Below are 24,895 nucleotides of genomic sequence, written 5' to 3' on the forward strand. Positions count from 1 at the left end.
TACGGGGGCGCCGGATTGGTTGTTGCAGAATCATCATAGCCCGAAAGCGTAAGCCTTGCAAAAAACCCGTTCTATTATGAACTCGAGGAAGAGGGTTTGTTGCTGGTGGAAGGGTTTGAAGATGCCGGCCCGTCCGTGTTTTTTGTGAAAAAACGATTGGCCGATGTTGCCGGCAGGGTTTGTGCGTAATGGAGCCTCGCGAGGCACTCCGCTCTTAGGGTCGGAGACAGTAAGTTCATCACCGTTTCGCCACCGTTATCCGGCTGATAAAGCGCTTTTTGCCACTCTTCGGAAGGCAGGGCGTTAAGAAAAATATCAAGGGCTTCGCCATTTCCCGTTATGGCTGCATAATGCAGTAAGGTAAGCCCCAGATTGTCAGCCATCTTGACTGCCATCGCCAATTCTTGCTGTGAAACCCGATTCAGAAGGATTTTTAGCGATGGCCTGCGAAAGCACGCCTTGTGAAACGCGGTTTTGCCATTTTCGTCCGGCGTTAACAGTGCGGCAATCTCTATCTCTCTCGAAGGATAGATACTGAGAACCGTCTCGAGGCACTCAGTGTTAGTGATTGCGGCATGCAAAAAAGCGAGCCCCTTCTGCTGCTTAGGGTTTACCAACGACAACCGTTCCCCTTCGGAATGCAGTGAAATAAGGTATTGCAGCGATTTAGGGTTGCGCAACGCCCCATGCAACAGCGGTCGCCTGTACCAGTCCAGCGTCTCAGTGATAACGCTCACCCTTTTTTCCGGCGCAATGCGCTCCATCACGATTTTCAAAGACGCATCATGCTCAGGCACTTCTTTCAGGAGCAAGTAGACAAGGCTACTCTCAGCCCACCAGTCATTATCAGGTACCGTATTAAAAAGCACGTTCAGCAGTTCTGGATTCTGAGCGCACTGTGACGCAAGACCCGGTTCAGCCTCCGTCATCCACCGCGTGATGTACTCTCGTATTTCCCTGGGGGGAATAGACTCCAGCAGCAGTTTGAACGTTGCCGCATCATCATTCGCCATGGCTCTTTGCAGCTCACGAGGAATCTCGGTCGGCAAAAGCGGCATACGGGCTCCGAGTGCCAGCAGCAGGCCCACAAACCGGGGTTCTCGTGCCTCAGCCGCGAGCAGTAACAGACTCTTGCCATTTTTATAAAGCGCATTGGGATTAAATCCGGCGCGCGGGTTTAAAAGCTTTGGGATGAGCCATTCTGCGGCATTGGGCGCGTAGGCCACGTAGAGTGCCATGCGGGCGCTTTCTTCAGGGCGCATGAGAGCTGGGGTCAGCACTGGCTGTTCTGAATCTGGCGGGAGCGGGCTGTCTGCCAGCAGCGAGTCGATTTGCGCCAGCAGGCTGTCAGGGTATGACTGCTGTTTGAGGGCGTTTTGATTCGCGTCGTAATCAGGCGCGTTAAACTGGTTACGAATAAACTGGACAACCGTTTCCAGTGACTCGCGAAACAGAGGCGACCAGGCGGCGCTGGGATAGCTTAAGGCATGTAGAAGAATGCGGTTAATCTGATAGACATCGAGATGAATCAGCCCTTCCTCATTGAGCCTGCGCCAGGCCTGCAGCACGTCATCGGTAATAAAAATAACGGGCGTTGCAAACCGCTGAACGCCTGCGAACGATGAAGCCTGTGACGCGGGCACAAGGCGCCGGGTGATTAATTCAATGTCGTTTGCATCGGCAACCTGATAGGTTTCTGTCATTTTGGCCTTAAGCCGGGAAACCTCAGCCTCAGTCTGTGGCGCGACTCTGACGGGCAGCAGGCGCTGCGCCTGTTGATCGACATAAAAGAGCGCATCGTCATAAAGCACGAGGGCATCCTTATCATGCAGGTGTGCGGCAAGCGTTTCAAAATGGGGAGGCGTGGAGACCTGCAAAAGTCCGCACCACAGGGTCGATGGCTCGCGATAGTAGATTTCAGCAAGCATTAATTCCTGTGCACCCTGCACCTGCAAGGCTTCCGTATCATTTTCTCCGGAAAACCACTTGTTAAAAAATTGCGCGATAAAATCGGCATAATTGCTGGTGCGGATGTGATGGCAGCCTTTTTCAAAAGCCGCAACATGCGCGTGCAGGGCATCTTCCTCAAGCAGCGCCTCAAGCGTAACAGTTTCATCTTCAAGCACGTGTCGCAGATATTCGCGTGCGGCGACAAAGGCGGCCTTGTCCGGGCCATCCGGCATTTCAAAAGCACTCATCAGGGTTTTGTTTTTCTCAAAGTAGGCCAGCGCGTCAAACAGGCGGGTGATGAGATAGAACGCCGTGAGGCTGTCTGAATCGGCGGCATCGGCAGACGTGGAAGGCTGAAAGGCGTCATGCTGCAGCCAGAGGAGGACCTCTCTGGCAAGCGCTTCGCGCCGGGTTTGGGGGATGCTGTCGGGCCATGCAACCAGACGGTCTGCATGTGTGCTCACCCACTCACTGAGCGTTGCGAGAAAAGGGATAACATCACAGGGATGATACTTTATGGAAGATGCCTGCGAGTAACGGTGGATAAGGCTTGAAAGTTTCTCATCCGGGATGATGCCTATCGCCTGAAACGCCTCGTTTAGGGTGCGCTGAAGGGCTTCGTAATCAATCATGCTGCTGAGTGTTTCCGGCATCTCCTGCTGTAAAATCCATGGCAGGAAGAGCGTTTTAAAGGCGCTCTCAAAGGCCGCTGGACTGCCAGTGACGAGACGGTCGTTATCAGACACGATTTTTAATCCGGTCAGGGACTCAATGTGTTGAACAAGGATTTTGCGAATGGTGGAAAAAATAAGGTCATCTTCATTCAGGGGCAGGGTCTTGCCTTCGTAGCCATCAAGCGCCTGAATCCAGGCGTTGCGTATCCCCGTGGCGCACAGATTCAATCGCGCCAGTTCTTTATTGAGGCCTGCAAAATCAAGAAGGCGTTTTTCTTTTTCAGCCGCCGCCGTACTGCCTTCAGGAATGGGCCAGGCGCTTTCATCGCTCAATGCGCCAAGTACAATCGCGAATGCTTCTCTGAGCGTAATTGTCTGCATGTCATCAACCACTTCGCCGTCTACTATTTTCTTGAGGGGAATGTCATTCCATTGCGGGCTGAGGCGCGCATCGCGCCCGGGGTTTGCATCGAGGATTTTTTTAAGATACATCTGCGTTACCGTGTCCAGGTGCCGATTTTTAAACCAGTATCCCCGGATAATGCGGTTCAGCGTTCTGTCATCAGGGAGTGGGGGTATCGCTGAATGGCTCACGGAGGGCTCATTGGGGCCGGGGAGGTACTTCGAGCGCAGCGCAAGCAGCAGCGAGCCTCCGGCGTTGACGGCAACGGGGTTATGCGTGCTGTCCGGCGCGATTACTGCAGCAGCGGTGCGCTGTGTTGGGCTGATGATATCAGGACGTGAGGCCATGATGATTCCGTAAAAGGTTTTTAAATCTAATTATAGAGCACCATGGCCAGTAAGAGTACGGATATCCGCGCTAACCCCCATCGTGTTTCGCAAAATCTGGCAGGACGCGTATACTTTCTAAAATTCCTCCAGCGAAAGAGACGCTCATGTTATATGCAAATATCCTTGAAACCATTGGCCATACACCGGTGGTGCGCATCAACCGCATTGGCGAGCCGCTTGCCTGTGAGCTCTATGCCAAGTGTGAATTTTTAAACCCTGGCGGTTCGGTGAAAGACAGGATTGGGTATGCCATGGTGCTCGAGGCGCAAAAAAAAGGGCGCATCAAGCCTGGTGACACGCTGATTGAGCCCACCTCAGGCAATACCGGCATTGGCATCGCGCTTGCGGGTGCCGTGCTTGGGTATCGCGTGATTATCACCATGCCCAACAAAATGAGCCATGAAAAACAAGTCGTTCTTGAGCGGCTGGGCGCCACGATTTACCGTACGCGCACGGAGGCCGCCTCTTTTGACCCGGACAGCCACATCATGCTGGCGCGCAAACTGCAGCAGGAAATTCCAAACGCGCACATTCTTGACCAGTATGGAAACCCTGACAATCCCGATGCTCATTATTACGGCACAGGTCAGGAAATTATCGATGATTTTGGTGACCATCTTGACATGGTGGTCGTGGGGGTCGGTACCGGCGGTACCATCTCAGGAATTGCGCGCCGCCTCCGTGAACATTATCCGAATATTCAGATTGTCGGCGTTGACCCGGTTGGTTCCATTCTTGGCGGCGGGGAGACTGTGGCTCCTTATCAGGTGGAAGGAATCGGCTATGACTTTTTCCCCGAAGTGCTCAACACCGGGCTGATTGACACATGGGTCAAGGTGAATGACCAGGACGCGTTTGCCATGGCGCGCCGCCTGATTCGCGAGGAAGGGCTTTTGGTCGGTGGTTCCTGTGGAGCTGCAATGTGGGCTGCTCTTGAGGCCGCTAAATCCCTTAAAGCCGGGCAGCGATGTCTCGTGATACTGCCGGATTCCATCCGCAATTACATGAGTAAATTCCCGGATGATAACTGGATGAAGGCTCAGGGTTTTGCCTGAATCCTGTTCTCAGCCGCGTTTGCGAGTTTCGTGTCCGATGACTCGAGGCTCGCAAACAATGTCTCGAGCGACACCTCACCAAGACTCACTCCCCGCGCAATAGCCTCTATCAAGAGAGCCGACAGGTCATTTTGAGCAGGCGCATTCTCCAGTGCGGCAAAGAAGGCGTCACTGCCATTGCGTGTGCCCGCGTGAGCCGGCGCGCGCGCCTCAGTGCGTGCATGGATGCAAAGGGTGAGGAGCGCACGCGCGTCAATCTCTTTGGCGTCAAGCATAACTTTAAGGCTGTTTCGTGTTTTGTCGCGCATGCTTAAGAGCGCTTTATTATGTGTGTCAATGGCATGACGGATATCGCTCATGGGATGTGCTGGCGCAATGCCCACAGGCGGCGGTGTTTGCGTTTGCACAGTCGCAAGGCGCGCGAAGGTTGCAGCATGTTTGAGCTCGACCTTAAGTGCGCCATTCTCTTTGCGCAGAAAAATTAGCGGCGTGTGCTGATTATCGGGATAGCGGGTGCGCTGATGCAGGGTTTTTCCCCCTTCCACGACCTTCAGCTCAACGGGCAGTTCCAGTGTTTTGGTCAGTGCTTCAAGGGCGGCATCGCCGAGCGGAAAGTCCGGGTCATGCAGGAAGGCGGTGCTCGCGTGTCCACGCAGGCGTTTGAAAACCTCCTGAAAGTGTTCGGGATGCTTTTCCATCGTTTCTGCAGCAATTTCGCGCAGTGTCAACGCCAGCGAGTCTACAAGCCGGCTGTTGCCGCCCTGATAGAGCCACAGCTTGATGGTGTCGAGTGGAGTCAGGCCGGGCTGAAGCGGGCGTTGTCCTGGAAAGTGCTGAAAATGCCGCTGAAGCAGAGGATACATCAGTTTTTTCAAAGCTCCCTGATTCGCAGGCGAGTTGTCCATGCAGCATTCAATCAAGCCCGCCGCCAGTGCGCGGCACTCGGTATTGCCCCCGTTCCCTGCCGCCACAGCGGTGCGCGCCGCGACAGGAGTATCGGCAGAGTGATGACTTTCAAAAAACCGCGCGGTATTGGCCGTCATGGAATGCTCCAGACATTGTGCTTACTTTTATTGTAAGCTGGCGACATTAAGCCAAGCTTAACAAATTCTTGACATTTTGCCAGTGCGCTCTGTGCGGGGCAATTTTTTAAAATTTAAAAGTAACATACAACGGTGCATCTATCCGGCCTTGACGCGAAGATTTCGGTAACGCAAACGGGCTCGCAAATGAAAGTAATTAAACGTTCGAGCACACACTGCCAGTGCGTTCCGAGTTATCCAATGGCTGTTTTTTTGATTATAAACGTGCTATTATGGCCAAAATTTGTGTTTTATGGGGTGATTCATGAGCAAAGCATTTAATTCGTTTGAGGATGTTCAGGCTTGTCTTAACGGTTACCGGCTTGCCGATATTACCCTAACGCTGGCTGATTCAAATATCAGCGAGTTTGTCACGCCCGAGACAATGGCCCAAGTACTGGAGGTACTTCCGGCAAACCGTATTAATGCATTTTTCTCTAAGGTCATACCAGATTTCAGATTGTCAAAAGAAGCTTTGTTTAGCCTGTTGCGGCCGTTGCCATTGGAGAAGAAATGGCAGTTTTTCTGCTCTTTTGCGCCTCGCCTCGAAGAAGGTATAACGTGGGAGAACATCGGCTTTTTGCGAGCAATGATGCCGCGGTATCAGCATTATTTGAGGGATCTAGGGCATTATCGCAGCTTTAGTATTACCAGTGCTGAAGAGGCCAGAAACTTACTCCAGTTTTTTATTTGCGAACGGCTGCCCACGTTACCGCGCGGTGCCTACAGTAAGCTTATACATGGCGGTAATGAAGAAATCGTTCAGACATGCTTAAGCTCTCCGCAAAACGTCGCTGAACTTGTTCAAAGCGGCACCGATACTCGTGCGAAAAATGCTGCAGCCCAATTTTTGGCTGACGTGTTGCCTCATAATTATTTTAACAATCTGTTTCAAGATGATACTCAGTTTGACCATTTCTTAAGGCTTCTTAACCATCTTGATAATCAAAATAAATGGCGAATTGCCCGGCAATTGCTTCAACCGAATTGTTTGCCACTCCTCAATGATACCCAGCGTCGTCAAGTTGCAGCATGTCTCAGTGTCAACGGCTGCTCGAATGTGAGCCGCGAAACAGTGGCCGCGTTGTATAATAACGGCTTACTGACAGCTGAGCAGTTTTTTAACTTTTGCCTGACGCTCTCCCGAGAAAGTTGCCGGCTCCATTCCATGGATGCACTTCCTGATAATCTTACCAATTATGAGAATGACTATATCTTTATCGGTAGTCACTATCCTTTAACGCTGTATTACATCCATCCAGGTGGGGTGCCGACCGAGGTAAAAATTCATGATATCTATTCGCTTGAAAAAAATATACGTAGAATCAGAGGAGACGGCACTCTTACGGCTTACCAGATTAGCAACCTCATTACCTCAAATGGAGGCCATACTCCACCTGACGATATCGATCAAATAATAGTAACGCTCTGTCCAGAGAAACTCACAGCGCTTTTTAATCACGCAAACGAATGGTTAAATCGGGTTCGTCCATCGCGGGAAGCAATGAAACGTTATCAACGTTACCAGGAAAGGTTGTATGCAATAGTGTTTGCCGCAGGAGAGATTATACACACTTTTACTCCGCGTAATTCTAAGGATCCTGCCTTCTGCTGCCTCTTTATATGTTGCTCTCCGCTTATGCTCATGGCGTATCTTGTCGCATTGGCAGTTGCGATTATCGGTTTGATTCCTGCGCTAATCGGGCTTTGTTTAGAAATCAAAAAAACACAGGCCGAGCAGGCTTTTATTGATAGTTGTGGTCTTAATGACCCTGAGGTTAGCGCGGATGTTATGGATGCGCGTTATCTGAATTCACAGCTATTCTGGCGGGCAGAAAGAACACAGCGTTATTGTGGTTCAATCAGTAGTGAGTCGAGGGCGGCACGTTCCAGTGATGCCTCATCAACAGATGAACAGTCATTGACTATCCCCTGCCACTGAGCCCTTGCCACGGATGCCCCTGCCCTGTGCCGTTTTTGGATGTTACAAAAGCGGCACAGGGCACGTGTTTCCCCGGGAACCGGGCACGCAAATGAATGCAATTTAAACGTTCGATGCACGGCCAGCTTTACGAGGTTTTATGGATTGGGTCGTACCGCCGCCTTGAAGGGGCTCGATTCGGTCCCGAAGAGGATGGCAGCGGACGTTGGCTATTTGGGTGTGTTAAAAATCCCTTCTTTTGATACAGGCGTCGCCTCGGCAGCAACGCTCATGCGAAAAACCTGTGCTCACAATAAACGCGCTGGGCATTGTTTGGCGCCCTGGCCCTGAAGTGCGGCACAGGGCTGCAAATTTTTTCATGGGGTGTGCTATAGTGGTTTTTGGGATGTTGTAAGCCACCGGAGAATCGCATGGGATCTGTTGATTCGGAAGATGTTGTGCGGATGCGTGAGCTGTTGCGACAAACCAGCGAATTTGTTGCCTGTTTTGAGCTGGCGGAGTCTAAAATGCTCGAATGGCAGCTGGTACTTGAGGCGCGTCAGGCGGCTCAGGAAAAACTTTTTGACGAGCAGTTTCAGCAAATTTCCGAATTACTGGAAAGCCTGCGGGCAGGATTGTCGCAGATGGGGCTTGCGCGCCTGCGTATGGCCGCGGATGAGGCACTTGAGAAAGGTGAGTATTGCGTTGAATCCTTACGCCTGACTGGCGAGCGGATAACCGACAGACTGGATGCTCATGAAGAGGCATTGGAAACACTTACCGAAGAGGCCCTGTCGCGGATTGCGCTGCAGGTGCAGGAAGGTCTTTTGCGCGTGGATAATGCATTTGCAGAGTATGATGCTCGACAGTTTGCACGGGTCGCCAGCGAAAGCTGCGAGCAGGTGGAGCGCGTGGCATTGCATGCCGTGCGCCGCAGTGAACAGCTTTTTCGTTCGTTTCAATGGCGAATCGCCGCTATCGCGCTGCTGACAACCCTTGCTACCACCCTGACCATTGGCCTTTATGTCAGTAACGAGCTGCCATGGGAGTCGCACCGGGTTGCCGTTAACGAGCGGGTGGCCGGTAAGGCGCTGCTGCAGGTGTGGCCGCAGCTCAGTGAGGCGGAAAAGAGCCGCATTCTGCAACGCGCGCAAAAGGTCGAGGATGAGGGTTAGGTGCGCATTCTCGCGGTCTGTCTGCTGTTAAGCCTCTTTGGCTACTCCTGCCTGACGGCATGGCGGCGTCGCCAGCTGCGGCAATGGCAGCGCGAGTGGCGCCTTGATGAACTGGCGCCGGTGTTCGATACGCTTTACGCTCCCGTTGATGGTTTTGCGCTCTCACGCGCCGCGCGTGAGGGGCGGAATGCGCCTGAGTATACCTATGGCGAGGTCTGTTTTTTACCGTTTGCTGCTCTGATGTGCAAGGCGGGTCTGACCCGGGAGTCAGTTTTCTGGGATTTGGGCTCAGGTACGGGGCGGGCGGTGCTGATTGCGGCCATGGTCTTTGAGGTGCGAAAAAGTGCGGGTGTCGAGTACTTTGCGCCCCTGCATGAGGCAGCAAAGCTGGCAGGAGAGCGACTTTCGCAAACCCCGGGTTTTGCCGCATGCGCAAATTCCCTGCATTTTGAGCATGGTAATTTTCTGGAAACTGATTTTTACGATGCCACACATGTGTTTATTAACGCCTCGGCACTTTTTGGCGACACCTGGACGTTACTTGTAGAAAGGCTTCAGGCGCTCTGCCCTGGCACCGTGGTTGTGGTGACTTCAAAGCGTCTGCCAGCCACCTTTTTTACCCTTACGGGCACATCTGTGGTAGAAATGAGCTGGGGGAGTGTGCAGGCATTTTTGTATCAACGCAACAATACTTCTGATAAGCAACTTGATAACATTGAATAAATTATAACCTTGGCTATACTGATGAATATGAGCATGGGCGCCCTCGGTAGACATCGCAGGGACGGGCATTCACAGCGGATGATGGGAGTGGGTATGATTAAGTCGGAGCTTATGGCAAATATTGCTGCAAAGATGACACATCTTCCCGAAAAGATGGCAAATGATGGCATCAACCATATTCTCGATGTAATGAGCGGGGCTCTGGTTGAGGGCAATCGCATTGAAATCCGCGGGTTTGGCAGTTTTTCACTGCATTACCGGGCACCGCGTAATGCGCACAATCCGAAAACTGGCGAGAAAGTTGTGACTGAAGGCAAGCACAGCCCTCATTTCAAGCCAGGCAAGGAGTTGCGTGAGCGGGTTGATGCATCGCGCAAGAAGCATCCTATTCGGGGTTAGGGCCGCGTGCAGCGTTTATCAACATTCTGGCACCTTGCCGGGCTGTGGCTCTTAGCCCGGCCTGCAAATAACCTGCTGATATTGATGAAGCGTCAGGCTTTGGGCAGGGTCACTCCGGTTTGCCCCTGATACTTGCCTTTTCGGTCCCGGTAAGACACCCTGCACACTTCATCTGACTCCAGAAACAACATTTGCGCAACACCTTCGCCGGCATAAATTTTAGCTGGAAGCGGTGTGGTATTGGAAAATTCGAGCGTCACATGCCCTTCCCATTCCGGCTCCAGCGGGGTCACGTTGACGATGATACCGCAGCGGGCATAGGTTGATTTGCCAAGGCAGATGGTCAGAATGTTGCGCGGAATGCGAAAAAACTCCACCGTGCGTGCGAGTGCGAAAGAGTTTGGCGGGATAATGCAGACATCCGCTTCCACATCGACAAAGCTGTTGGGGTCAAACGCCTTGGGGTCAACAATGGCGGAATTAATGTTGGTGAATATTTTGAACTCACGCGAGCAGCGTGCATCATAGCCGTAGCTGGATACCCCGTAGGAAATGATGGCGCCCTGCGCACTGTCGCGTACCTGATTGCGCTCAAAAGGGGAAATCATCCCCTCTTCCATGGCCATTTTTTCTATCCAGCTGTCAGATTTGATGGACACCGTAATTCTCCCTAAAAGAACACCCCAATCTGTGCAATCAGCGAATCCGATGATGTGCCGGTGCCAACCGTGTTGGCATTGACAAACGGAGGCGTTGACGCGCCGTTGGCAAACTGGTTCGTGTTGTAGTTAATGTCGTGACGATACTCAAGGCTTTCTACGGTATCACGCCACAACGAGATGTTGAAGACACCGGCGTAGCGTTGTCGCGGCAGATTCAATGCGAGGCTGTCTCGAGTCCACTGGTAGCCCGCGGCAAGGGAGGCGGGGCGGTCGAAGGCCACAAAGGTTTTTCCGAGCTCAAGCTGGCCTGCCTGCGGTTGTGCGCCACGCCCGCTCATGCTGAGGTCCTGCACCAGAAATGCCTTTGTCGCACCTATCCATTCAGCCGTCAGGCTGTAGCCGGAGATGTTCAGGGTGGCATGTCCGCCAATCGATGGCACCGTACGGACATTTTCACTGCCGTTTGTGGGGTTGCCAAAGCCCGCGAAGGTCGTCAGGGGCGCTGAACCGGTATTCTGCAGCCCCTGGGCATCGGCCATGGAGCCTATCATGCTGAAGCCCAGCTCACCGAGGACTTTGTCGTTATCAATAATATATCCGGCATTGATACCGCCCACGCCTGATTTTCCAACTTTCGTGTCACTTTTAAAGCCGTATACGGCGGCATAAGGCCCTGATGCCGTCTGAGAACGATAGCCAAGCACAACGGGACGGGTTTTTACCCGGCCAATGAGCTGTGGCAGGGTAGAACTTACCATGGACGTTGAATAGCGGCCAAAGGGCGCATAAATCTGGCCCGCGGTAAAATAAAACGGCGTTTCGTCAAGGTCGCCGATGTTGACAAAACCGAGGTTCAGGTCAATGGAAGAGTTGTCTACCCGCTGCCCCCCAAAGAGCGGAGGCGCACTGTCAAAGGCAAAGCCGACAAACGCCTCGACCTTGTCGTTCAGTGCCGCTGCCACATCAATTTCGCTGGAGCCTAAATCCCAGTCGCCAGTGGTGGGGCCTTTGTAAGGCCGCGAGACAAAGCCGCCCGGTTCGAGCTTGCCGCTCAGCGCCACGATGGGAACCGAAGGCACCGGGTAGCCCTCTTTTTCATATGCGCGATAGAGGCGGCGGCGTTGCTGCATCAGGCGTACGTCGCGGTTGATACTGGAAATGTTAACGATATAATCCGAGCCGTCAAACGCGGGCCGGTCCCCAAGGTAGGGCGAGGTGATGACCGGGGTGCCGGCAATCCAGGTTATCACGCGGTCATCGGCAACAAGTGCAGTCGGGAAAAAGCCCAGTGAATCGGGATGCCCTTCAGGCTGATGCACTGTAAGCGGCGCCACATGAAACGGCTCAGGTTCCACGTTGTGAAGCCGTCGCCCCTTCACTCTGACTGGCTTGTTACTGCTGTTTTGCGCGGGCACCCTCGAGGGTTTCGCCGGCGCTTTTTGTGGAGCCACTTTTTTCGGTGTGTCCGTCTGTTGGACGAGCCGCTTCTCAAGCTGGGTTAGCTGGCTTTCGAGCAGGCGGGTCTGCTGCTTTAAGAGCTGAATTTCACGTTGCAGTTCGGCGTTGCTTGCGGCAAACAACGGAGAGGAAACGGCGGCTATGGCCAACAATAAGACGGTGTGTTTCACTCGAGGCGCTCCTGATAATTCTTTTTACTTCCATTGGCGGAGAGAGCCAGAGTATAACCCGACTTACGCATGCTGACCAGCCTTTGCGCACGCGCGCGTAAAGATGGTATGCTCGAAAACTTTTAATACAAAAGGGAGTGCCTGACATGTCAGAGTCTGACTTTTGGAGAGCGGGGTATCGCTCTACGGCGCACAACCGCAAAGCCATGCGAGGCAATGCCACTGCAGGACTGGTAACGGAGTTTGGCAATAATCCGCTGGACCCGCCAACGGTTTTGCTGTCAAAAATTCCACAGGCAGGCATCTCACTTTTTACGGCGGCTTTTGGCGATGTAAAGCCCGTTGAGCGTGTGATTCAAGGAGGGATTGGGATGGTTTCGTGTTTGCAGATAGTCTGTGCCATTCTCATGTTTGTAATGCAAGAGTCATGCGAAAACCGGATATTCTGGGTATGCGTGCTGGCAGAGCTTCTGCGCTATATTTCTCCTGGTCTCGTTATTTTGGCAGGCCTGCCTGCAGAGCTTGCCAAAGAAAAGTCTGGAAGTGGCGACGAACATGCGCTTGAAAACCCGATATCTAATACCCCGTCGGCGGGTGCACTGCCTCAGGATAACGATAATTCTGATGAAGAAATGGGAATAAATCCTGCTATTTGAGAGAGATGTGCATGCCAGAACTGCCAGAAGTTGAAACCGTGTTGCGCGGCATCCGTCCGCATCTTCTTAAGTCGCGCATTGAGTCACTCATCGTGCGGGATGCGCGCCTTCGCTGGCCGGTGCCACCGGAGCTTGCGGACCTCGTTCAGGGGCAGCGGGTCAGGGCACTTTCGCGACGCGGAAAATACCTGCTGGTAACGCTTGAGACGGGTACGCTCTTGATTCACCTTGGCATGTCAGGCAGGCTTCACATTGTGCCCCGAGAGACGCCGCCATTGCGGCACGATCACGTTGACATGCGCTTTTCTGACACGCACCTGTTGCGCTTTACCGACCCCCGCCGTTTTGGAGCGTGGCTCTATACGACAGCACCGCCAGAACTGCATCCGCTGCTGCAGGCACTCGGGCCTGAGCCGCTTGAAGAAGGGTTTAATGCCGCATTTCTCCACCGCCTGACCCGAAAACGCGTGCGTTCGGTGAAAACCCTTATCATGGACAGCCATGTAGTGGTGGGGGTTGGGAACATTTACGCACAGGAAGCCCTGTTTCTTGCGGGCATACATCCGGAAAAACCCGCTGGCAAGCTGAGTCTTGCCGAATGCGAGTGTCTGGTTCGCACCATTCGTGAAGTGCTGCAGGCAGCGATTGACGTGGGCGGTACAACGCTTAAAGATTTTACCAGCAGCGAGGGCAGGCCGGGCTACTTCAGCCAGTCGCTGCATGTCTACGGACGCGCCGGACAGCCCTGCACGCGCTGTGGAGCTGCTTTAGAGCTGCAGCGACTGGCCGCACGCAGTACGGTGTATTGCCCGTGCTGTCAGGTATTATAAGCCCTCGCCCCCCGCGTGCTCGATAAACCAGCGCTTCAGTGGCAGCAGATGGTTGCAGGCGCGCAGTGACGCGCCCCGCAAAGGGGCTGTCAGGGGGTTTGCAAAAAGTGCCTTCAGACCTTCCATCACGAGAATCGTCTGCCACACCGCGAATTTACGCTGGCGCTGGTACCGCCCGGCGAGGCGTGCGCTCCAGGCGAGGTCAGGGCATTCATCCAGCAGTTGCAGCCAGGTGTTGAGGTCGGCAAGGCCCACGTTCAGTCCAAGGCCGGCCAGCGGGTGAATGGTATGGGCGCAATCTCCAAGGAGCATCCAGCGCATGCCGCTGTAGGCTTCTGTATGGCGCATGTAGAGCGGAAAACGATGGCGCGCGCTGGTGACACGTACTTTACCGGTAAAATCGCCAAACATCTCGGTAAGCGCGTCTCCCAGCGCATCATCGGAAAGGGCGAGCAGGTGTTCGGTGTGCGAATGGCTCGAGGACCAGACAATGGAACGCTGGTGAGGGTCTGGCAGAGGGAGAAAAGCCAGCGTGCCGTGCGTGCGAAACACCTGGGCGGCTGTTTTTTCGTGCGGCTTTTCCGTCTCGACCTGGCAGATGAGCGCGTCCTGGTGATAGGGCCATGTGGTGGAACCGATGTTAAGCAGTTCGCGGGTGGGGGATTCACGCCCATCCGCCACCATCAGAAGACGCGCCTTTAATACCTGACCGCCGGCTTCAGCATGCACGCGGTCGGCATCACAGTTGACCTTGTCTATTTCGGTATGGGGCACGAGGTGCAGGCGGGGTTCAAGCGCCATTTTGCCAAGGAGTGCGGCGCGCAGTACCGATTCTTCGATGATAAAACCCAGAGCTGGCCGGGCGATGCTGCAGGCGTCAAAGTCGATGTGGGCGCCATTTTCGCCATCGCGCACATACATGCGCTGATAGGGTGAAAGGCGTGACTGTAAAAGGGTATGCCACACGCCGAGGGAGCGGAGCAGCGCTTCAGAAGCACTGTTGATGGCATAGACCCGTAAATCAGGAACAGAAAGGTCAACGGTGAGCGGGCCTTTATCAACCAGTGTGACATGGTGACCCCGCTCAGCCATGGCAAGCGCGCTGCAAAGTCCGACGACACCACCCCCTACAACGAGAACGTCTGACAGTTCACTCATGTATTTTCTCCGGTGTTATCGGAATGCGACAGGCCAGTTTGCCCGGTGTGCCGCCAAACCCCTGGGCGTAGCGCGCCAGCTCCCGCTTGAGCGGCGGGCAATTGTCAAGCAGCGTGAGCCCTGCCGCACGCAATGTGCCAAGGCCTGGCCAGGACTGTGTAAAAAGGCGCACCAGGCCATCGGTAAATCCACGGATAATGTGTTGATCCTGGCGCCGTTTGCTCGCCCAGTCCTGCAGCATGAGTGGCGTAATTCCCTGCTCAATGATGCACTCAGCGAGCATGCTGACATCCCTCAGGCCAAGATTAAATCCCTGTCCTGCCACCGGATGCAGGGTGTTGGCAGCATTGGCTACAAGTGCCAGCGGAAAGGCGGCAATAGTTTCTGCACGGACTTCCCGCAACGGATAAATAAGACGCTCACCAACGCGCTCAAAACGTCCGAGTCTATAGCCAAATGCATGCTGCAATTCACGCAGAAAGGTTTTTTCATCACATGCCCTGAGACGTGCCGCATCACGCGGTGTAAGGGTCCAGACGAGTGCCGCATGCATTTGGGTGAGCGGAAGCATGGCCATCGGGCCTGTGGGCGTAAAACGCTCATAGGCGACCTGCTGATGCGATTGCGACAAACCAATGTTCGCAATCAGCGCATGCTGTTGATACGTTTTGACCGTAGCGCCAATGCCCGCGAAGCGGCGCGCGGAAGAGTCGGCGCCATCGGCGGCCACCACAAGTTTCGCGCGGATATTAAGAGTTTCTGAGGGGGTTTCGACAGTCGCTGTGACAGTTTTAAGGTCAAGTGCTGTCAAGCGCGCGGGCATGAGGCAGGCGTTTTCTGGAAGGGCGCGCATCAACGCTGCATGGAGATGGTGCATTTCCACCACAAACCCAAGCGGGGTTTTCTGCGGTGCTTCGAGGCAGATTCTGCCAAAGCGCCCCTGCTCTGATACATGAATGGTGGTGATGGGGGTGGCGGCAGGCGCAACCTGTTCCCACACGCCCAGCATCTCGAGGATGTGTGTGGATGCCGGTGCGAGTGCCAGGGTGCGCGTATCGAGCGGACGGTCAGGCTCGGTTGCCGGCGTGCGCGCTTCCACGAGCAGTGTGCGAATGCCGTGAGGAGCGAGTGCGAGCTGGAGCGCCGCACCGGCAAGGCCGCCACCGATAATCAGTATGTCGGTATCCCGCTCAGTCACGAATTAACGCCTCCAGTGAATCAGCGTCCACGGCGAGGGCTGCCGTGAGGTTTTTATGCCCGTTTTCCGTCACCAGAATATCATCCTCAATGCGCACGCCTATGTTCCACCAGCGCGCATCAAGACCTGGAATATCGGCCGACAGGTAAAGGCCTGGTTCAACGGTTAACACCATGCCAGGCTCAAGCGGGCGCCAGGCGCCATCAACCCGGTAGCGGCCACAGTCGTGCACATCAAGTCCCAGCCAGTGCCCGGAATTATGCATGTAATACGGACGATACGCCTCATCCCTGATAAGTGCATCGGGATTGCCGCGCAAAATCCCAAGCTCACAAAGGCCTCTCGTGAGAATGTCAACGATAATGCGCTGAATGCTGTCCCATGGCGCGCCCGGACGAACCGCCTCAACCCCGGCCTTCTGGGCCGCAAGCACCAAATCGTACACAGCGCGCTGCTCAGGCGTGAAGCGTCCGTTGACCGGCCAGGTGCGCGTGATGTCCGCGGCGTAGCCCGCATACTCACCACCGGCATCGATTAGCACCAGATTGCCCGGCACAAGTGGAGCATTATTGGCGGTGTAGTGCAGCACGCAGGCATTGGCACCATTGCCGACAATCGGGTCGTAGGCGTTCGCACGACAGCCCTCACGCAGGAAGGTGTACACAAGTTCCGCTTCAAGCTGGCATTCATTATCCAGATGGCGACAGGCGGCCATGGCGCGCTGATGGGCGCGCACGGAAATATCGGCGGCCCGCATCATAAGTGCGCATTCGGCCTCGCTCTTGAAAAGGCGCATTTCGCCAAGCACGGGGTCGAGGTCCTGCAGAATATCAGGCGCGCCAGTGCCTCGGCGAATGCGCATTTTCACCGATTGCATGGCGGAATGTATGGCCTTTTCAAGCCAGGGTGAGCGTCCAAACGGAAAGCAGACGGCCGTGCGTCCTGCCAGCAGTTCCGGCAGTTGCGCTTGAAGCTGCTCCATCGGCCACGCTTCATCCATGCCAAGCTCACTGACAGCCCCCTCCTGACCCAGCCGTGGTCCGGTCCATTTTTCTTCAGAAGGATTGCGCGCCCGGCTAAAAAGCAGGCTTTGAGTGGATGCACCGGCCGTTATGACCAGCAGGGCATCGGGTTCGTCAAAACCCGTGAGGTAGAAAAAATCACTGTCCTGGCGGAAGCGGTAATGGGTGTCGGCGTTGCGTATACATTCGCCCGCCGCTGGAATCAGGGCGATGGCGCCTGCCGGGATGCGCGCGGCCAGGGTTTTGCGTCGGGTATGGTATTCCTTGCGGGTAATCATGAAACAGTCCTCAATACCGCCTCGGGTGGTGTGATCATATACATAAGTTCCTTAAAAATGCCAGTTTCCGCCATGTGCATGCATCTCTCCGTTTTTCATCAGGCAACACGGTGTTGTCAGCAGACCACAGAGCCCCTTTTTCAGCCGGATTTGCCCGATGCAGTCAAAATTGTTACCATTTTCAGACAGGCTGTAATGAGGAGGCGCGCGTAGATGACCACATCGCAACTTTGCACGGTTCGATTGCTGAACCGCAATTATGAATTCAAGTGCCCGGAGCACACGGTTGAGACCTTTCAACTGGCGGCGGCACGTCTGAATGACGCCCTGCTTTCTCAGAAAAAAAAATCGAAAAACCTCGATGAGTACCAGACCCTCCTGCTCGCGGCACTGCATCTGACTCATGACCTCGTTACCTCTGAGCAACAGCAGGAATCACAGCGTCGGCAGATGACGCAGTTTATCAATTCTCTTGAAGGCAAAATCAATCAGGTGGTACGTGGTTATCCTGAACATGAACCACAGACCGACTGAAAAAAATGTGTAAATCCGGCAAAAGAAAGTGGCGCATGCATGGAAGCCTGCGTATACTGACACTAACCCGACAGTGAGCGTTTTTCTGAACCAATACGCACATCGAGGGGAGCATACTGATGCCGGCGTTGTGCAAGCCCACCCTGAGTGGGAAGCCTGAACCGTCACATCCGCCCCCCACCTGAACCCCAGGGTTCAAATAACAGAGCTGCCGGGTTACTTTCTCTCCTGCTTTTTTGGTAATTATCAGTTAATATAACTCCTACTTTCTGTCACAAACGGTCTTACCAGCATGACATCCTCCGGGAAAAAAACCCATTTTGGCTTTACTCAGGTTGACTGGGAAGATAAAGCGCGGCGTGTGGGTGCGGTATTTGACTCGGTCGCGAGCCGTTACGACATCATGAATGACGTACTTTCTCTGGGCGTACATCGGCTCTGGAAGCGCTTTGCGGTTTCGGTGAGCGGTGTTCGTGAGGGACAGACCGTACTTGATTTGGCGGGTGGGACGGGGGATCTTGCGCGTCTTTTTTTGCCGCGTGTTGGTGAGAGTGGCCGGGTGGTACTTGCGGATATTAATGCGTCCATGCTGAGTGTCGGGCGTGAGCGCCTCCTTAATGAGGGCTATCTCGAAAATGTGATTCCGGTGCAGGCCAATGCGGAACGGCTGCCGTTTCCAGATAATTATTTTCATTGCGTCATCATCGGTTTTGGTCTGCGTAATGTCACAGACAAGGATGCAGCACTTCGTTCCATGTATCGTGTCTGCAAACCGGGCGGTAAACTGCTCGTGCTTGAATTTTCAAAGCCGGTGCTTCCGGGGCTTAAGCCGCTTTATGACTGGTATTCTTTCAATCTTTTGCCCACTCTTGGTGAATACATCGCCAATGACCGTGGCAGTTATGCTTATCTTGCGGAGTCGATTCGCATGCATCCGGACCAGGAAACCCTGAAAACCATGATTGAGCAGGCAGGCTTTGAAGATGGCCGTTACCATAATCTGAGCGGTGGGATAGTGGCCTTGCACACGGCCTGCAAATACTGAGGGTAAGATGATAAAAGAACTTTCGCTAAAGGCCCTGCAAAAGGCCATCAATACGGCACTTTCGCTTGATCCCACTATGCCGGAGCGGGTTCGTGCGCTTGCCGGCAAGGTGCTGGAGGTGGTGATTTCACCGCTTGAGGTGCGCTTTTTTATCCGTTTTGGCGAGGATGGGAGTCTGACACTGTCCGACAGAAGCGCGATCGCGGCAACGGCGGTCATTCACAGCAGCCCGCTTGGTCTGATTCGCTTGAGCCTGCTGCCGTCTTCGAAAGCCCGCTCGCTCTTTAACGACAAGGTACGCTTAAGCGGGGATGTGGCTTTTGGCGAGCAGGTCAAAAAGCTGTTTGACGCGATGGACATTGACTGGGAAAGCCATCTCGCGCATTTTACCGGCGATGTGGTGGCGCACCAGATAGGTACGCTATTTCGTCAGGGGCGCGCGTTTAAAAACCGTCTCGAGAATTCCCTGCGCGGCAGTGTGACGGAATACCTGCAGGAAGAGGCGCGTCTTTTTCCGGGGCGTCAGGAAATTAACGACTTCCTAAGCGATGTGGATGCCCTGATGCTCTCCGTTGAGCGTCTGCAGGCACGCATCAATCATTTACAGGCCCGCCATGAAGTCGATTAAAACTCTGCTGCGACTGTCGCAGATTAACCATATTCTTGCCAAAAATGGCCTTGATCAGGTGATTGTGTCGATTCGCCTGTTTGCGCCGCTGCGCTTTATTGTCTGGTTTAATCCGTGGAACTGGGTGCGAAACCGTGGCCAGACCCGGGGTGAAGCCCTGCGTCGCAGTTTTGAAGCGCTTGGCCCCGTTTTTGTGAAGTTTGGCCAGGCGCTTTCCACGCGACCGGATATTTTGCCCCCGGATATTGCCATGGAGCTTTCAAGGCTTCAGGACCGTGTGCCGCCGTTTCCCGGTGAGCGTGCGCTCGAGATTATTCACGAGGCCTATGGCGAAAGTGCAGATAGCCTCTTTGCCACCTTTGACCCGGTACCGCTTGCCTCGGCGTCCATGGCGCAGGTACATGCCGCCACCTTTAACGACGGTCGCGAAGTGGTGGTTAAGGTCCTGCGACCGAACATGCGTCGCTTGATTGAACGCGACATCGATGTGCTCTACACGCTTGCCACCCTTGCGGAGCGCTACTGGCCGCTCGCCAAACGGCTGAAGCCGCGCGAGATAGTGCGCGAATTTGAAATCAACCTGCTGGATGAGCTTGATTTGCAGCGCGAAGCAGCAAACGCAAGCCAGCTGCGGCGCAATTTTGAAGGCTCGGAAAAACTCTATGTTCCCGAAGTCTACTGGGATTATGTGCGCGATAACGTGCTCGTGCAGGAGCGCATTTACGGTATTCCCGTCTCTGATATCGCCTCGCTGAAAGCGCATGGCATTGATATTAAAAGGCTTGCCGAACGCGGGGTGGATATTTTTTTCACCCAGGTATTTCGTGACAGCTTTTTTCATGCAGACATGCACCCTGGCAATATTTTTGTTTCTCCCGAGCATCCGGCAAACCCGCAGTACATGTGCGTGGATTTTGGCATTATGGGCACCTTGACCGACAGCGATCAGCGTTATCTCGCTGAGAATCTCTTCGCGTTTTTTAACCGCGATTACCGGCGGGTTGCGCAATTGCATGTGGAGTCTGGATGGGTATCACGTGACACACGGGTAGGCGATTTTGAAAGCGCCATTCGCACTGTATGTGAGCCGGTTTTTGAAAAACCACTGCGGGATATTTCATTTGCCCAGCTGATGATGCGGCTTTTTCAGGTGGCGCGGCGTTTTCACATGGAAGTCCAGCCACAGCTCGTACTGCTGCAAAAAACCCTGCTGGCGATAGAGGGACTCGGACGTCAGCTGTATCCTGATCTCGATCTCTGGACCACGGCGAAACCCTTCCTTGAAAAATGGCTGAAAGCGCAGGTCGGGCCTCGCGCCTTTGTGAAGCGTCTGCGTGAAAACATCCCGTTTTTGACTGAGCAGCTGCCAGGCATGCCGCGTCTGCTCAATGATGTGCTGGTGCTTGCCAAGGAAGAAAAAATAGAAGCGCTGCAGGCGATTGCACGCGCATCGGAAAGTTCGAAAGTGCCCGCACGGCGTGGCGGTCTCGGACTTGGAATCTGTATCACGGCGATTGGCGCCCTTGCCCTGCATGTCGTGAAGCTGCCCCCGGAGCTGCCCGTTGTCTGGATATGGTCGACAGTGGCGGCAGCGGGTGCATTAACGGCGCTTATCGCACAAAAAACAGGGAGATAAAAATGGGGTTAAGTGGCGTAAGTCCATTGTCGCTGTTGCTGATTCTGCTGATTGTGATTGTGCTTTTTGGTTCCAGCAAACTGAAAACCCTGGGTAAAGACCTTGGAGACGCACTGCGTAATTTCCGTGAGAGCGCGGCGCGGGACGATGACCGCCCGTCATGAGCATGGCTGAAGTCGGTTTGACACTCATCATTGCCGTCTGTGTGTTTGGGCCTTCCCGTCTGCCCATGCTGGCGCGTCATCTGGGTGCTGGATTGCGGCGGCTGAAGATGCTGCGGGAGCGCTTCAGCGGGATGCTCGAAGAGGTCGCAAAAGAATGCACGCTTGCTGAAAACGAAAAGCGCGCAGCCGATGCAGATGCCCGGTACGAAGATACGCGCTAACTTGTCACCACTTTCACTGAAAGGTCACATTTGGCGCATCTTGGGCGAACGCGTTGCAAAAACTGCTCACATACCCTTGTATGCTGCGCTTTTTTTCCAACGCGTTCGCCCAACCTGCACTCAAATCTGACTTTTCTCTTTTAGAATTCAGAGCATTTAAGGATTACGCTTACAAATCTTATCTGCGAGATATCCGATGGCGCCTGCGTAATAGATGGAATTGTTATAGCGCAGAATCATGCGGTAGTTCGGATAGGCGAGAAAGGTCGGGCCGCCGAAGGGCTGCACGATGCTTGCCGGCAGATTCGGCCATGGCAATTCCTTGCCGGACTCGGTGCGTACGCCTAAAGCATTCCATTCGGAGGCCGTTTTGATAGTGTCCTTGCCTTCAAGCTTCATGTCAAAGCCGCGCGGCAGCTTGACAATAACCGCCCATGGCTCCCCGGCATGCCAGCCGTTCATTTTCATGTAGTTGGCAATGGATGCAAACACATCCGGCTTGCTCTCCCAGATATCACGCCGTCCATCATGGTCATAATCGACCGCGTATTTCACCCAGCTTGACGGCAGAAACTGCGGTTGCCCCGAAGCGCCTGCCCACTCGCCCTTGAAGTGTCCAAGGTCGACATGTCCGTCATTCAGGATATGGAGTGCCAGGAAAAGTTCTTTACGGAAGAACTCGGGGCGGTTTGAGTCATAGGCCAGTGTTGCGAGCGAGCGCACAACGGGAAAGTTCCCCATGTAGCTGCCATAGCTCGATTCCATGCCCCAGAATGACACGATAAAGCAGGGGTCAACGCCAAATTCGTTGCCGATTTTTGTCAAAAGAGCGCGGTTTTTTTCAAAATTGCGCTGTCCGATGATAATGCGGTAATTATCAACCCGTGAGTGCAGGTATTTGGAATAGGTCAGCCGGTGTTCAGGCTGGGAGCGCGCCAGATTTTTCACCGTACGGCTTGGTTCGCTGACGCCGGCGAAAGCGGCATCGAACACTGAAGGAGAGATACCCTGAGAAAGTGCTTCCCGGCGGACGTCCTTGACCCACTGGTTCCATGGCTGGCTGTTGGCATGCAGCGTGTGTGGCAGCAATAGCCACAGGACGGTGGCCGGTAGAATTTTCCAGTGTTTCATGAAGTTCCCCTTCGTCAAAAGATGGTCTGCAAATCGCTGCATGCAGGAAATATGCCGTTAATTGATGGTACACTGGGCTTTTACCGGTCACAAGGTAAACATGCTCATTTGCAATCATCAGCTCGATACGGCGCAGTTTGACGCGCTTAAAGCACTCTGGCAGCGTGCACGCGTGCATGACGCTGGCCTGCCGGTGTTTTATCCTGATTTATTGACACGTGCGCGCGCGCTGAAATCCAATGTCTGCTGGTTTGAACACGGGATGCTGCAAGGCATTCTCTCTGCCTGTTTTTTCTACGAGACGGCCTGTGAAATCAGCCTGCTGGTTGACCCCGCACATCGCCAGCAGGGGATTGCGCGCCGTTTGATTGCCGCCATTCTGCCGCTGCTTCGTCAGCAGGGCATGCGCACCGTGATTTTCAGCCTCGCCAAAGGCCACGCGCCCTGGCTGGAAGCGCTTGGCGTGCGTTATACCCATACCGAATACCGCATGATGCGTCATGAGAGTCCGTTGCAGCCAGAGCCTGTAACCGCGCTGTCCTTCCGGCGGGCATTGCCGGTTGATGTGCCGTTGATGGTCGGGATTGATGCGGCCTGTTTTAATACGAGCGGGGTTGACATGAACAGCCGTTTTCAGCACCTGCTGCGGGAGGCAGACTGTCAGGTACTGCTCGCAGTTCTTGGGGAAAGCGTGATAGGCAAGGCGCATCTGCGCCTGTCAGACGGGGTGTGGGTAGTGTCGGATGTTGGCATTCTGCCGGCGTTTCAAGGGCAGGGATATGGGTATGCGCTGCTTCTGCATGCCATCAACGAGGCGCAAGTGCAGCGTGCCACCGACATGCGCCTTGATGTTGAAACGACGAATCAAAGCGCATTGAATCTTTATATGCGTCTTGGATTTTCGGTTCAGGATGCGTATGATTACCGGTCGTTGGCTCTGGATGCCCTGGAGAATCTCATGAACAGACGCAAACTGGCTTGACACTGTTTCCGGGCCCTCTGTAGTATTGCCCATTCAGCAGAGGGATGATGCTGGTCAATTGTGAGGACAGGGCATGAGAAAGCGCGTTGTAATAACCGGAATGGAAATCACCTCCTCCATTGGTACCGGGCTTGAGACCTTCTGGCAGGCCGCCCGTCGTGGTCAGTGTGGCATTGACCATATCAAAGCCTATGACCCATCACCCTATACGACCCGTATAGCCGGCGAGGTGCGCGATCTTGATTTAAGCGCACTGCCTGAATTTGATAAAAGTAAACGTTATCCGCGCGCGGCGCAGTACGCGCTTTATTGTGCTCACCACGCCATTCGCCGCTCCGGCATCAGTCAGGATGCGCTGCGTGAAGCGGGCACCTTTATCGGTACGAGTCTCGGGGGTGCGCCTGAGCTTGAGCTCGCCTATCACTCCTTTTATACCGATACCTGGAAAAAAATTCCGGCACTGAGCGTGATTCGCGGCATGCCCAATTCCGTGGCTAACCATGTTGCCATCGCCTTTGGACTTGGGGGTCCCAATTCCACCATTTCCAACGCCTGTGTCTCTTCCGCGGAAGCCATTGGCAATGCGTTCCACCAGATTGCGGCCGGGCGGCTGCAGGTTGCCCTTTGCGGCGGCACAGAATCGCTGGTGTGGGAAACCATCATGGCGGCGTGGTGCAAGCTGCGTGTCATGTCGACCCGTAACGAAGACCCAAAGCGTGCCAGTCGTCCCTTTGACCGTGACCGCGATGGCATGGTGATGGCCGATGGTGCCGGTGTACTTGTGCTCGAGGAGCTTGAGCATGCCCGTGCACGTGGTGCGCATATTCATGCTGAAATTCTCGGGTTTGGCGCAAGTTGTGATGCGTATCACGTAACGGCCCCCAGTTCCGAGGGGCAGGCGCGCGCCATTCGTGCGGCACTGAATGATGCCCGCGTATCGCCATCGGACGTGCAGTACATCAATGCCCACGGAACCGGCACCCAGCTCAATGACATCACCGAAACCGAAACCATTCAGGCTGTGTTTGGCGAGCGCGCGAAAGACATTCCCATAACCGCGCAAAAAGCCATGACCGGCCACACCATTGGTGCAGCGGGGGTCATGGAAGTCATTGCAACCACGCTCTGTCTTGAAAACGACACCCATTTGCCCACTATTAACCTCGAAAACCCCGACCCCGCCTGCTACCTTGACTATGTTCCCAACGAAGCGCGTTCCCAGCGTGTCAATATCGCGCTGTCGAACCATTTTGCATTTGGCGGTGCAAATGCGGCAGTTTTACTGGGGCGCATGGGATAAGTCGCATTCTTGAGCGTCTTGAGGTTATAATCTGCCTATTTTGCATAATCA

23 protein-coding genes and 1 other RNA gene are annotated in these 24,895 nt (G+C 54.3%); 16 read left to right on the plus strand and 8 right to left on the minus strand.

Going from position 1 to position 24,895, the window contains the following annotated elements:
* Window positions 1–74 precede the first annotated feature (74 nt).
* Window positions 75–3,374, minus strand: coding sequence for an ankyrin repeat domain-containing protein (locus tag E4T54_RS06190; protein WP_028385559.1), 3,300 nt, complete (start codon window positions 3,372–3,374; stop codon window positions 75–77).
* Between the two features lie 146 nt (window positions 3,375–3,520).
* Between E4T54_RS06190 and E4T54_RS06195 the strand changes: the two genes are divergently transcribed.
* The gene (locus tag E4T54_RS06195) at window positions 3,521–4,471 is read left to right on the plus strand and encodes a pyridoxal-phosphate dependent enzyme (RefSeq protein ID WP_028385560.1); all 951 of its coding nucleotides are present in this window, start codon (window positions 3,521–3,523) and stop codon (window positions 4,469–4,471) included.
* Here E4T54_RS06195 and E4T54_RS06200 read toward each other — a convergent pair.
* Window positions 4,456–5,514 carry a hypothetical protein gene (locus E4T54_RS06200; protein ID WP_028385561.1) on the minus strand — a complete coding sequence of 353 codons (1,059 nt, stop codon included), beginning with the start codon at window positions 5,512–5,514 and terminating at the stop codon, window positions 4,456–4,458. The two genes, E4T54_RS06195 and E4T54_RS06200, sit on opposite strands and share 16 nt — an antisense overlap.
* A 304-nt stretch (window positions 5,515–5,818) precedes the next feature.
* On the opposite strand from E4T54_RS06200, the gene E4T54_RS06205 reads away from it, so the two are divergent.
* The 4 genes from E4T54_RS06205 (at window position 5,819) to E4T54_RS06220 (ending at window position 9,771) form a co-directional block, all read left to right on the plus strand.
* Entirely contained in the window at window positions 5,819–7,495 is a 1,677-nt protein-coding gene (locus E4T54_RS06205; RefSeq protein WP_028385562.1) for a hypothetical protein, read from the plus strand.
* A gap of 410 nt (window positions 7,496–7,905) precedes the next feature.
* Window positions 7,906–8,649 (plus strand): hypothetical protein, encoded by a 744-nt coding sequence (locus E4T54_RS06210; RefSeq protein ID WP_028385563.1) that lies wholly within the window; start codon window positions 7,906–7,908, stop codon window positions 8,647–8,649.
* Window positions 8,650–9,372, plus strand: a complete 723-nt coding sequence (locus E4T54_RS06215; RefSeq protein WP_035901589.1) for a class I SAM-dependent methyltransferase — start codon at window positions 8,650–8,652, stop codon at window positions 9,370–9,372. It abuts the gene before it with no gap.
* A 93-nt stretch (window positions 9,373–9,465) separates the two neighbouring features.
* Window positions 9,466–9,771, plus strand: coding sequence for an integration host factor subunit beta (locus tag E4T54_RS06220; protein WP_028385565.1), 306 nt, complete (start codon window positions 9,466–9,468; stop codon window positions 9,769–9,771).
* Window positions 9,772–9,863: 92 nt separating this feature from the next.
* Here the strand turns inward: E4T54_RS06220 and dcd are convergent, their stop codons facing one another.
* Together dcd and E4T54_RS06230 are read right to left on the minus strand one after the other, a co-directional pair.
* Window positions 9,864–10,430, minus strand: coding sequence for a dCTP deaminase (gene dcd / locus E4T54_RS06225; RefSeq protein ID WP_028385566.1), 567 nt, complete (start codon window positions 10,428–10,430; stop codon window positions 9,864–9,866).
* An 11-nt stretch (window positions 10,431–10,441) separates the two neighbouring features.
* Window positions 10,442–12,061 (minus strand): LbtU family siderophore porin, encoded by a 1,620-nt coding sequence (locus E4T54_RS06230; protein ID WP_028385567.1) that lies wholly within the window; start codon window positions 12,059–12,061, stop codon window positions 10,442–10,444.
* Window positions 12,062–12,207: 146 nt separating this feature from the next.
* Here E4T54_RS06230 and E4T54_RS06235 point away from each other — a divergent pair, with 146 nt between their 5' ends.
* Window positions 12,208–12,717 carry a hypothetical protein gene (locus E4T54_RS06235; RefSeq protein WP_028385568.1) on the plus strand — a complete coding sequence of 170 codons (510 nt, stop codon included), beginning with the start codon at window positions 12,208–12,210 and terminating at the stop codon, window positions 12,715–12,717.
* 11 nt (window positions 12,718–12,728) lie between these two features.
* Window positions 12,729–13,547, plus strand: a complete 819-nt coding sequence (mutM, locus tag E4T54_RS06240) for a bifunctional DNA-formamidopyrimidine glycosylase/DNA-(apurinic or apyrimidinic site) lyase (protein ID WP_028385569.1) — start codon at window positions 12,729–12,731, stop codon at window positions 13,545–13,547.
* On the opposite strand, the gene E4T54_RS06245 is transcribed toward mutM, so the two are convergent.
* The 3 genes from E4T54_RS06245 to pepP are packed head-to-tail and all read right to left on the minus strand — an operon-like array spanning window position 13,542 to window position 17,203.
* Window positions 13,542–14,705: an FAD-dependent oxidoreductase gene (locus E4T54_RS06245; protein ID WP_028385570.1), complete on the minus strand. Its 1,164-nt coding sequence runs from the start codon at window positions 14,703–14,705 to the stop codon at window positions 13,542–13,544. The genes mutM and E4T54_RS06245 overlap by 6 nt on opposite strands.
* Entirely contained in the window at window positions 14,698–15,903 is a 1,206-nt protein-coding gene (locus E4T54_RS06250) for an FAD-dependent monooxygenase (RefSeq protein WP_028385571.1), read from the minus strand. The genes E4T54_RS06245 and E4T54_RS06250 overlap by 8 nt, the downstream gene beginning before the upstream one ends.
* A complete protein-coding gene (gene pepP, locus E4T54_RS06255) occupies window positions 15,896–17,203 on the minus strand; it encodes a Xaa-Pro aminopeptidase (protein ID WP_028385572.1) in 1,308 nt (435 codons plus the stop codon). Before pepP ends, E4T54_RS06250 begins: the two co-directional genes overlap by 8 nt.
* A 213-nt stretch (window positions 17,204–17,416) precedes the next feature.
* On the opposite strand from pepP, the gene zapA reads away from it, so the two are divergent.
* From zapA to E4T54_RS06290, 7 genes are all read left to right on the plus strand, one after another.
* Window positions 17,417–17,737: a cell division protein ZapA gene (gene zapA, locus E4T54_RS06260; RefSeq protein WP_028385573.1), complete on the plus strand. Its 321-nt coding sequence runs from the start codon at window positions 17,417–17,419 to the stop codon at window positions 17,735–17,737.
* A 61-nt stretch (window positions 17,738–17,798) separates the two neighbouring features.
* Window positions 17,799–17,959, plus strand: a non-coding RNA gene (gene ssrS, locus E4T54_RS06265) — 6S RNA.
* Window positions 17,960–18,029: 70 nt separating this feature from the next.
* The gene (ubiE, locus tag E4T54_RS06270) at window positions 18,030–18,782 is read left to right on the plus strand and encodes a bifunctional demethylmenaquinone methyltransferase/2-methoxy-6-polyprenyl-1,4-benzoquinol methylase UbiE (protein ID WP_028385574.1); all 753 of its coding nucleotides are present in this window, start codon (window positions 18,030–18,032) and stop codon (window positions 18,780–18,782) included.
* A 7-nt stretch (window positions 18,783–18,789) separates the two neighbouring features.
* The gene (locus E4T54_RS06275; RefSeq protein ID WP_028385575.1) at window positions 18,790–19,410 is read left to right on the plus strand and encodes a ubiquinone biosynthesis accessory factor UbiJ; all 621 of its coding nucleotides are present in this window, start codon (window positions 18,790–18,792) and stop codon (window positions 19,408–19,410) included.
* A complete protein-coding gene (ubiB, locus tag E4T54_RS06280; RefSeq protein ID WP_028385576.1) occupies window positions 19,397–21,046 on the plus strand; it encodes a ubiquinone biosynthesis regulatory protein kinase UbiB in 1,650 nt (549 codons plus the stop codon). The genes E4T54_RS06275 and ubiB overlap by 14 nt, the downstream gene beginning before the upstream one ends.
* Before the next feature lie 2 nt (window positions 21,047–21,048).
* Window positions 21,049–21,210: a twin-arginine translocase TatA/TatE family subunit gene (gene tatA / locus E4T54_RS06285; protein WP_028385577.1), complete on the plus strand. Its 162-nt coding sequence runs from the start codon at window positions 21,049–21,051 to the stop codon at window positions 21,208–21,210.
* A gap of 2 nt (window positions 21,211–21,212) precedes the next feature.
* Window positions 21,213–21,431 carry a twin-arginine translocase TatA/TatE family subunit gene (locus E4T54_RS06290; protein WP_051550780.1) on the plus strand — a complete coding sequence of 73 codons (219 nt, stop codon included), beginning with the start codon at window positions 21,213–21,215 and terminating at the stop codon, window positions 21,429–21,431.
* 156 nt (window positions 21,432–21,587) lie between these two features.
* Here the strand turns inward: E4T54_RS06290 and E4T54_RS06295 are convergent, their stop codons facing one another.
* Window positions 21,588–22,562, minus strand: a complete 975-nt coding sequence (locus tag E4T54_RS06295) for a lytic murein transglycosylase (RefSeq protein ID WP_028385579.1) — start codon at window positions 22,560–22,562, stop codon at window positions 21,588–21,590.
* A gap of 100 nt (window positions 22,563–22,662) precedes the next feature.
* Here E4T54_RS06295 and E4T54_RS06300 point away from each other — a divergent pair, with 100 nt between their 5' ends.
* Window positions 22,663–23,544, plus strand: coding sequence for a GNAT family N-acetyltransferase (locus E4T54_RS06300; RefSeq protein WP_167755242.1), 882 nt, complete (start codon window positions 22,663–22,665; stop codon window positions 23,542–23,544).
* 73 nt (window positions 23,545–23,617) lie between these two features.
* A complete protein-coding gene (locus E4T54_RS06305) occupies window positions 23,618–24,844 on the plus strand; it encodes a beta-ketoacyl-[acyl-carrier-protein] synthase family protein (RefSeq protein WP_131793717.1) in 1,227 nt (408 codons plus the stop codon).
* Window positions 24,845–24,895 lie beyond the last annotated feature (51 nt).

The organism is Legionella geestiana (assembly GCF_004571195.1).
Taxonomy (GTDB): domain Bacteria; phylum Pseudomonadota; class Gammaproteobacteria; order Legionellales; family Legionellaceae; genus Legionella_B; species Legionella_B geestiana.

What these genes read in the sequence shown, in the direction of transcription:
- pepP (WP_028385572.1), bottom strand. Translation starts at nt 17,203, where the DNA reads ATGATTACCCGCAAGGAATACCATACCCGACGCAAAACCCTGGCCGCG.
- E4T54_RS06195 (WP_028385560.1), top strand. Translation starts at nt 3,521, where the DNA reads ATGTTATATGCAAATATCCTTGAAACCATTGGCCATACACCGGTGGTG.
- E4T54_RS06245 (WP_028385570.1), bottom strand. Translation starts at nt 14,705, where the DNA reads ATGAGTGAACTGTCAGACGTTCTCGTTGTAGGGGGTGGTGTCGTCGGA.
- E4T54_RS06305 (WP_131793717.1), top strand. Translation starts at nt 23,618, where the DNA reads ATGAGAAAGCGCGTTGTAATAACCGGAATGGAAATCACCTCCTCCATT.
- E4T54_RS06220 (WP_028385565.1), top strand. Translation starts at nt 9,466, where the DNA reads ATGATTAAGTCGGAGCTTATGGCAAATATTGCTGCAAAGATGACACAT.
- tatA (WP_028385577.1), top strand. Translation starts at nt 21,049, where the DNA reads ATGGGGTTAAGTGGCGTAAGTCCATTGTCGCTGTTGCTGATTCTGCTG.
- ubiB (WP_028385576.1), top strand. Translation starts at nt 19,397, where the DNA reads ATGAAGTCGATTAAAACTCTGCTGCGACTGTCGCAGATTAACCATATT.
- E4T54_RS06295 (WP_028385579.1), bottom strand. Translation starts at nt 22,562, where the DNA reads ATGAAACACTGGAAAATTCTACCGGCCACCGTCCTGTGGCTATTGCTG.
- E4T54_RS06210 (WP_028385563.1), top strand. Translation starts at nt 7,906, where the DNA reads ATGGGATCTGTTGATTCGGAAGATGTTGTGCGGATGCGTGAGCTGTTG.
- E4T54_RS06275 (WP_028385575.1), top strand. Translation starts at nt 18,790, where the DNA reads ATGATAAAAGAACTTTCGCTAAAGGCCCTGCAAAAGGCCATCAATACG.
- E4T54_RS06290 (WP_051550780.1), top strand. Translation starts at nt 21,213, where the DNA reads ATGGCTGAAGTCGGTTTGACACTCATCATTGCCGTCTGTGTGTTTGGG.
- E4T54_RS06205 (WP_028385562.1), top strand. Translation starts at nt 5,819, where the DNA reads ATGAGCAAAGCATTTAATTCGTTTGAGGATGTTCAGGCTTGTCTTAAC.
- zapA (WP_028385573.1), top strand. Translation starts at nt 17,417, where the DNA reads ATGACCACATCGCAACTTTGCACGGTTCGATTGCTGAACCGCAATTAT.
- E4T54_RS06235 (WP_028385568.1), top strand. Translation starts at nt 12,208, where the DNA reads ATGTCAGAGTCTGACTTTTGGAGAGCGGGGTATCGCTCTACGGCGCAC.
- E4T54_RS06200 (WP_028385561.1), bottom strand. Translation starts at nt 5,514, where the DNA reads ATGACGGCCAATACCGCGCGGTTTTTTGAAAGTCATCACTCTGCCGAT.
- E4T54_RS06190 (WP_028385559.1), bottom strand. Translation starts at nt 3,374, where the DNA reads ATGGCCTCACGTCCTGATATCATCAGCCCAACACAGCGCACCGCTGCT.
- ubiE (WP_028385574.1), top strand. Translation starts at nt 18,030, where the DNA reads ATGACATCCTCCGGGAAAAAAACCCATTTTGGCTTTACTCAGGTTGAC.
- E4T54_RS06300 (WP_167755242.1), top strand. Translation starts at nt 22,663, where the DNA reads ATGCTCATTTGCAATCATCAGCTCGATACGGCGCAGTTTGACGCGCTT.
- mutM (WP_028385569.1), top strand. Translation starts at nt 12,729, where the DNA reads ATGCCAGAACTGCCAGAAGTTGAAACCGTGTTGCGCGGCATCCGTCCG.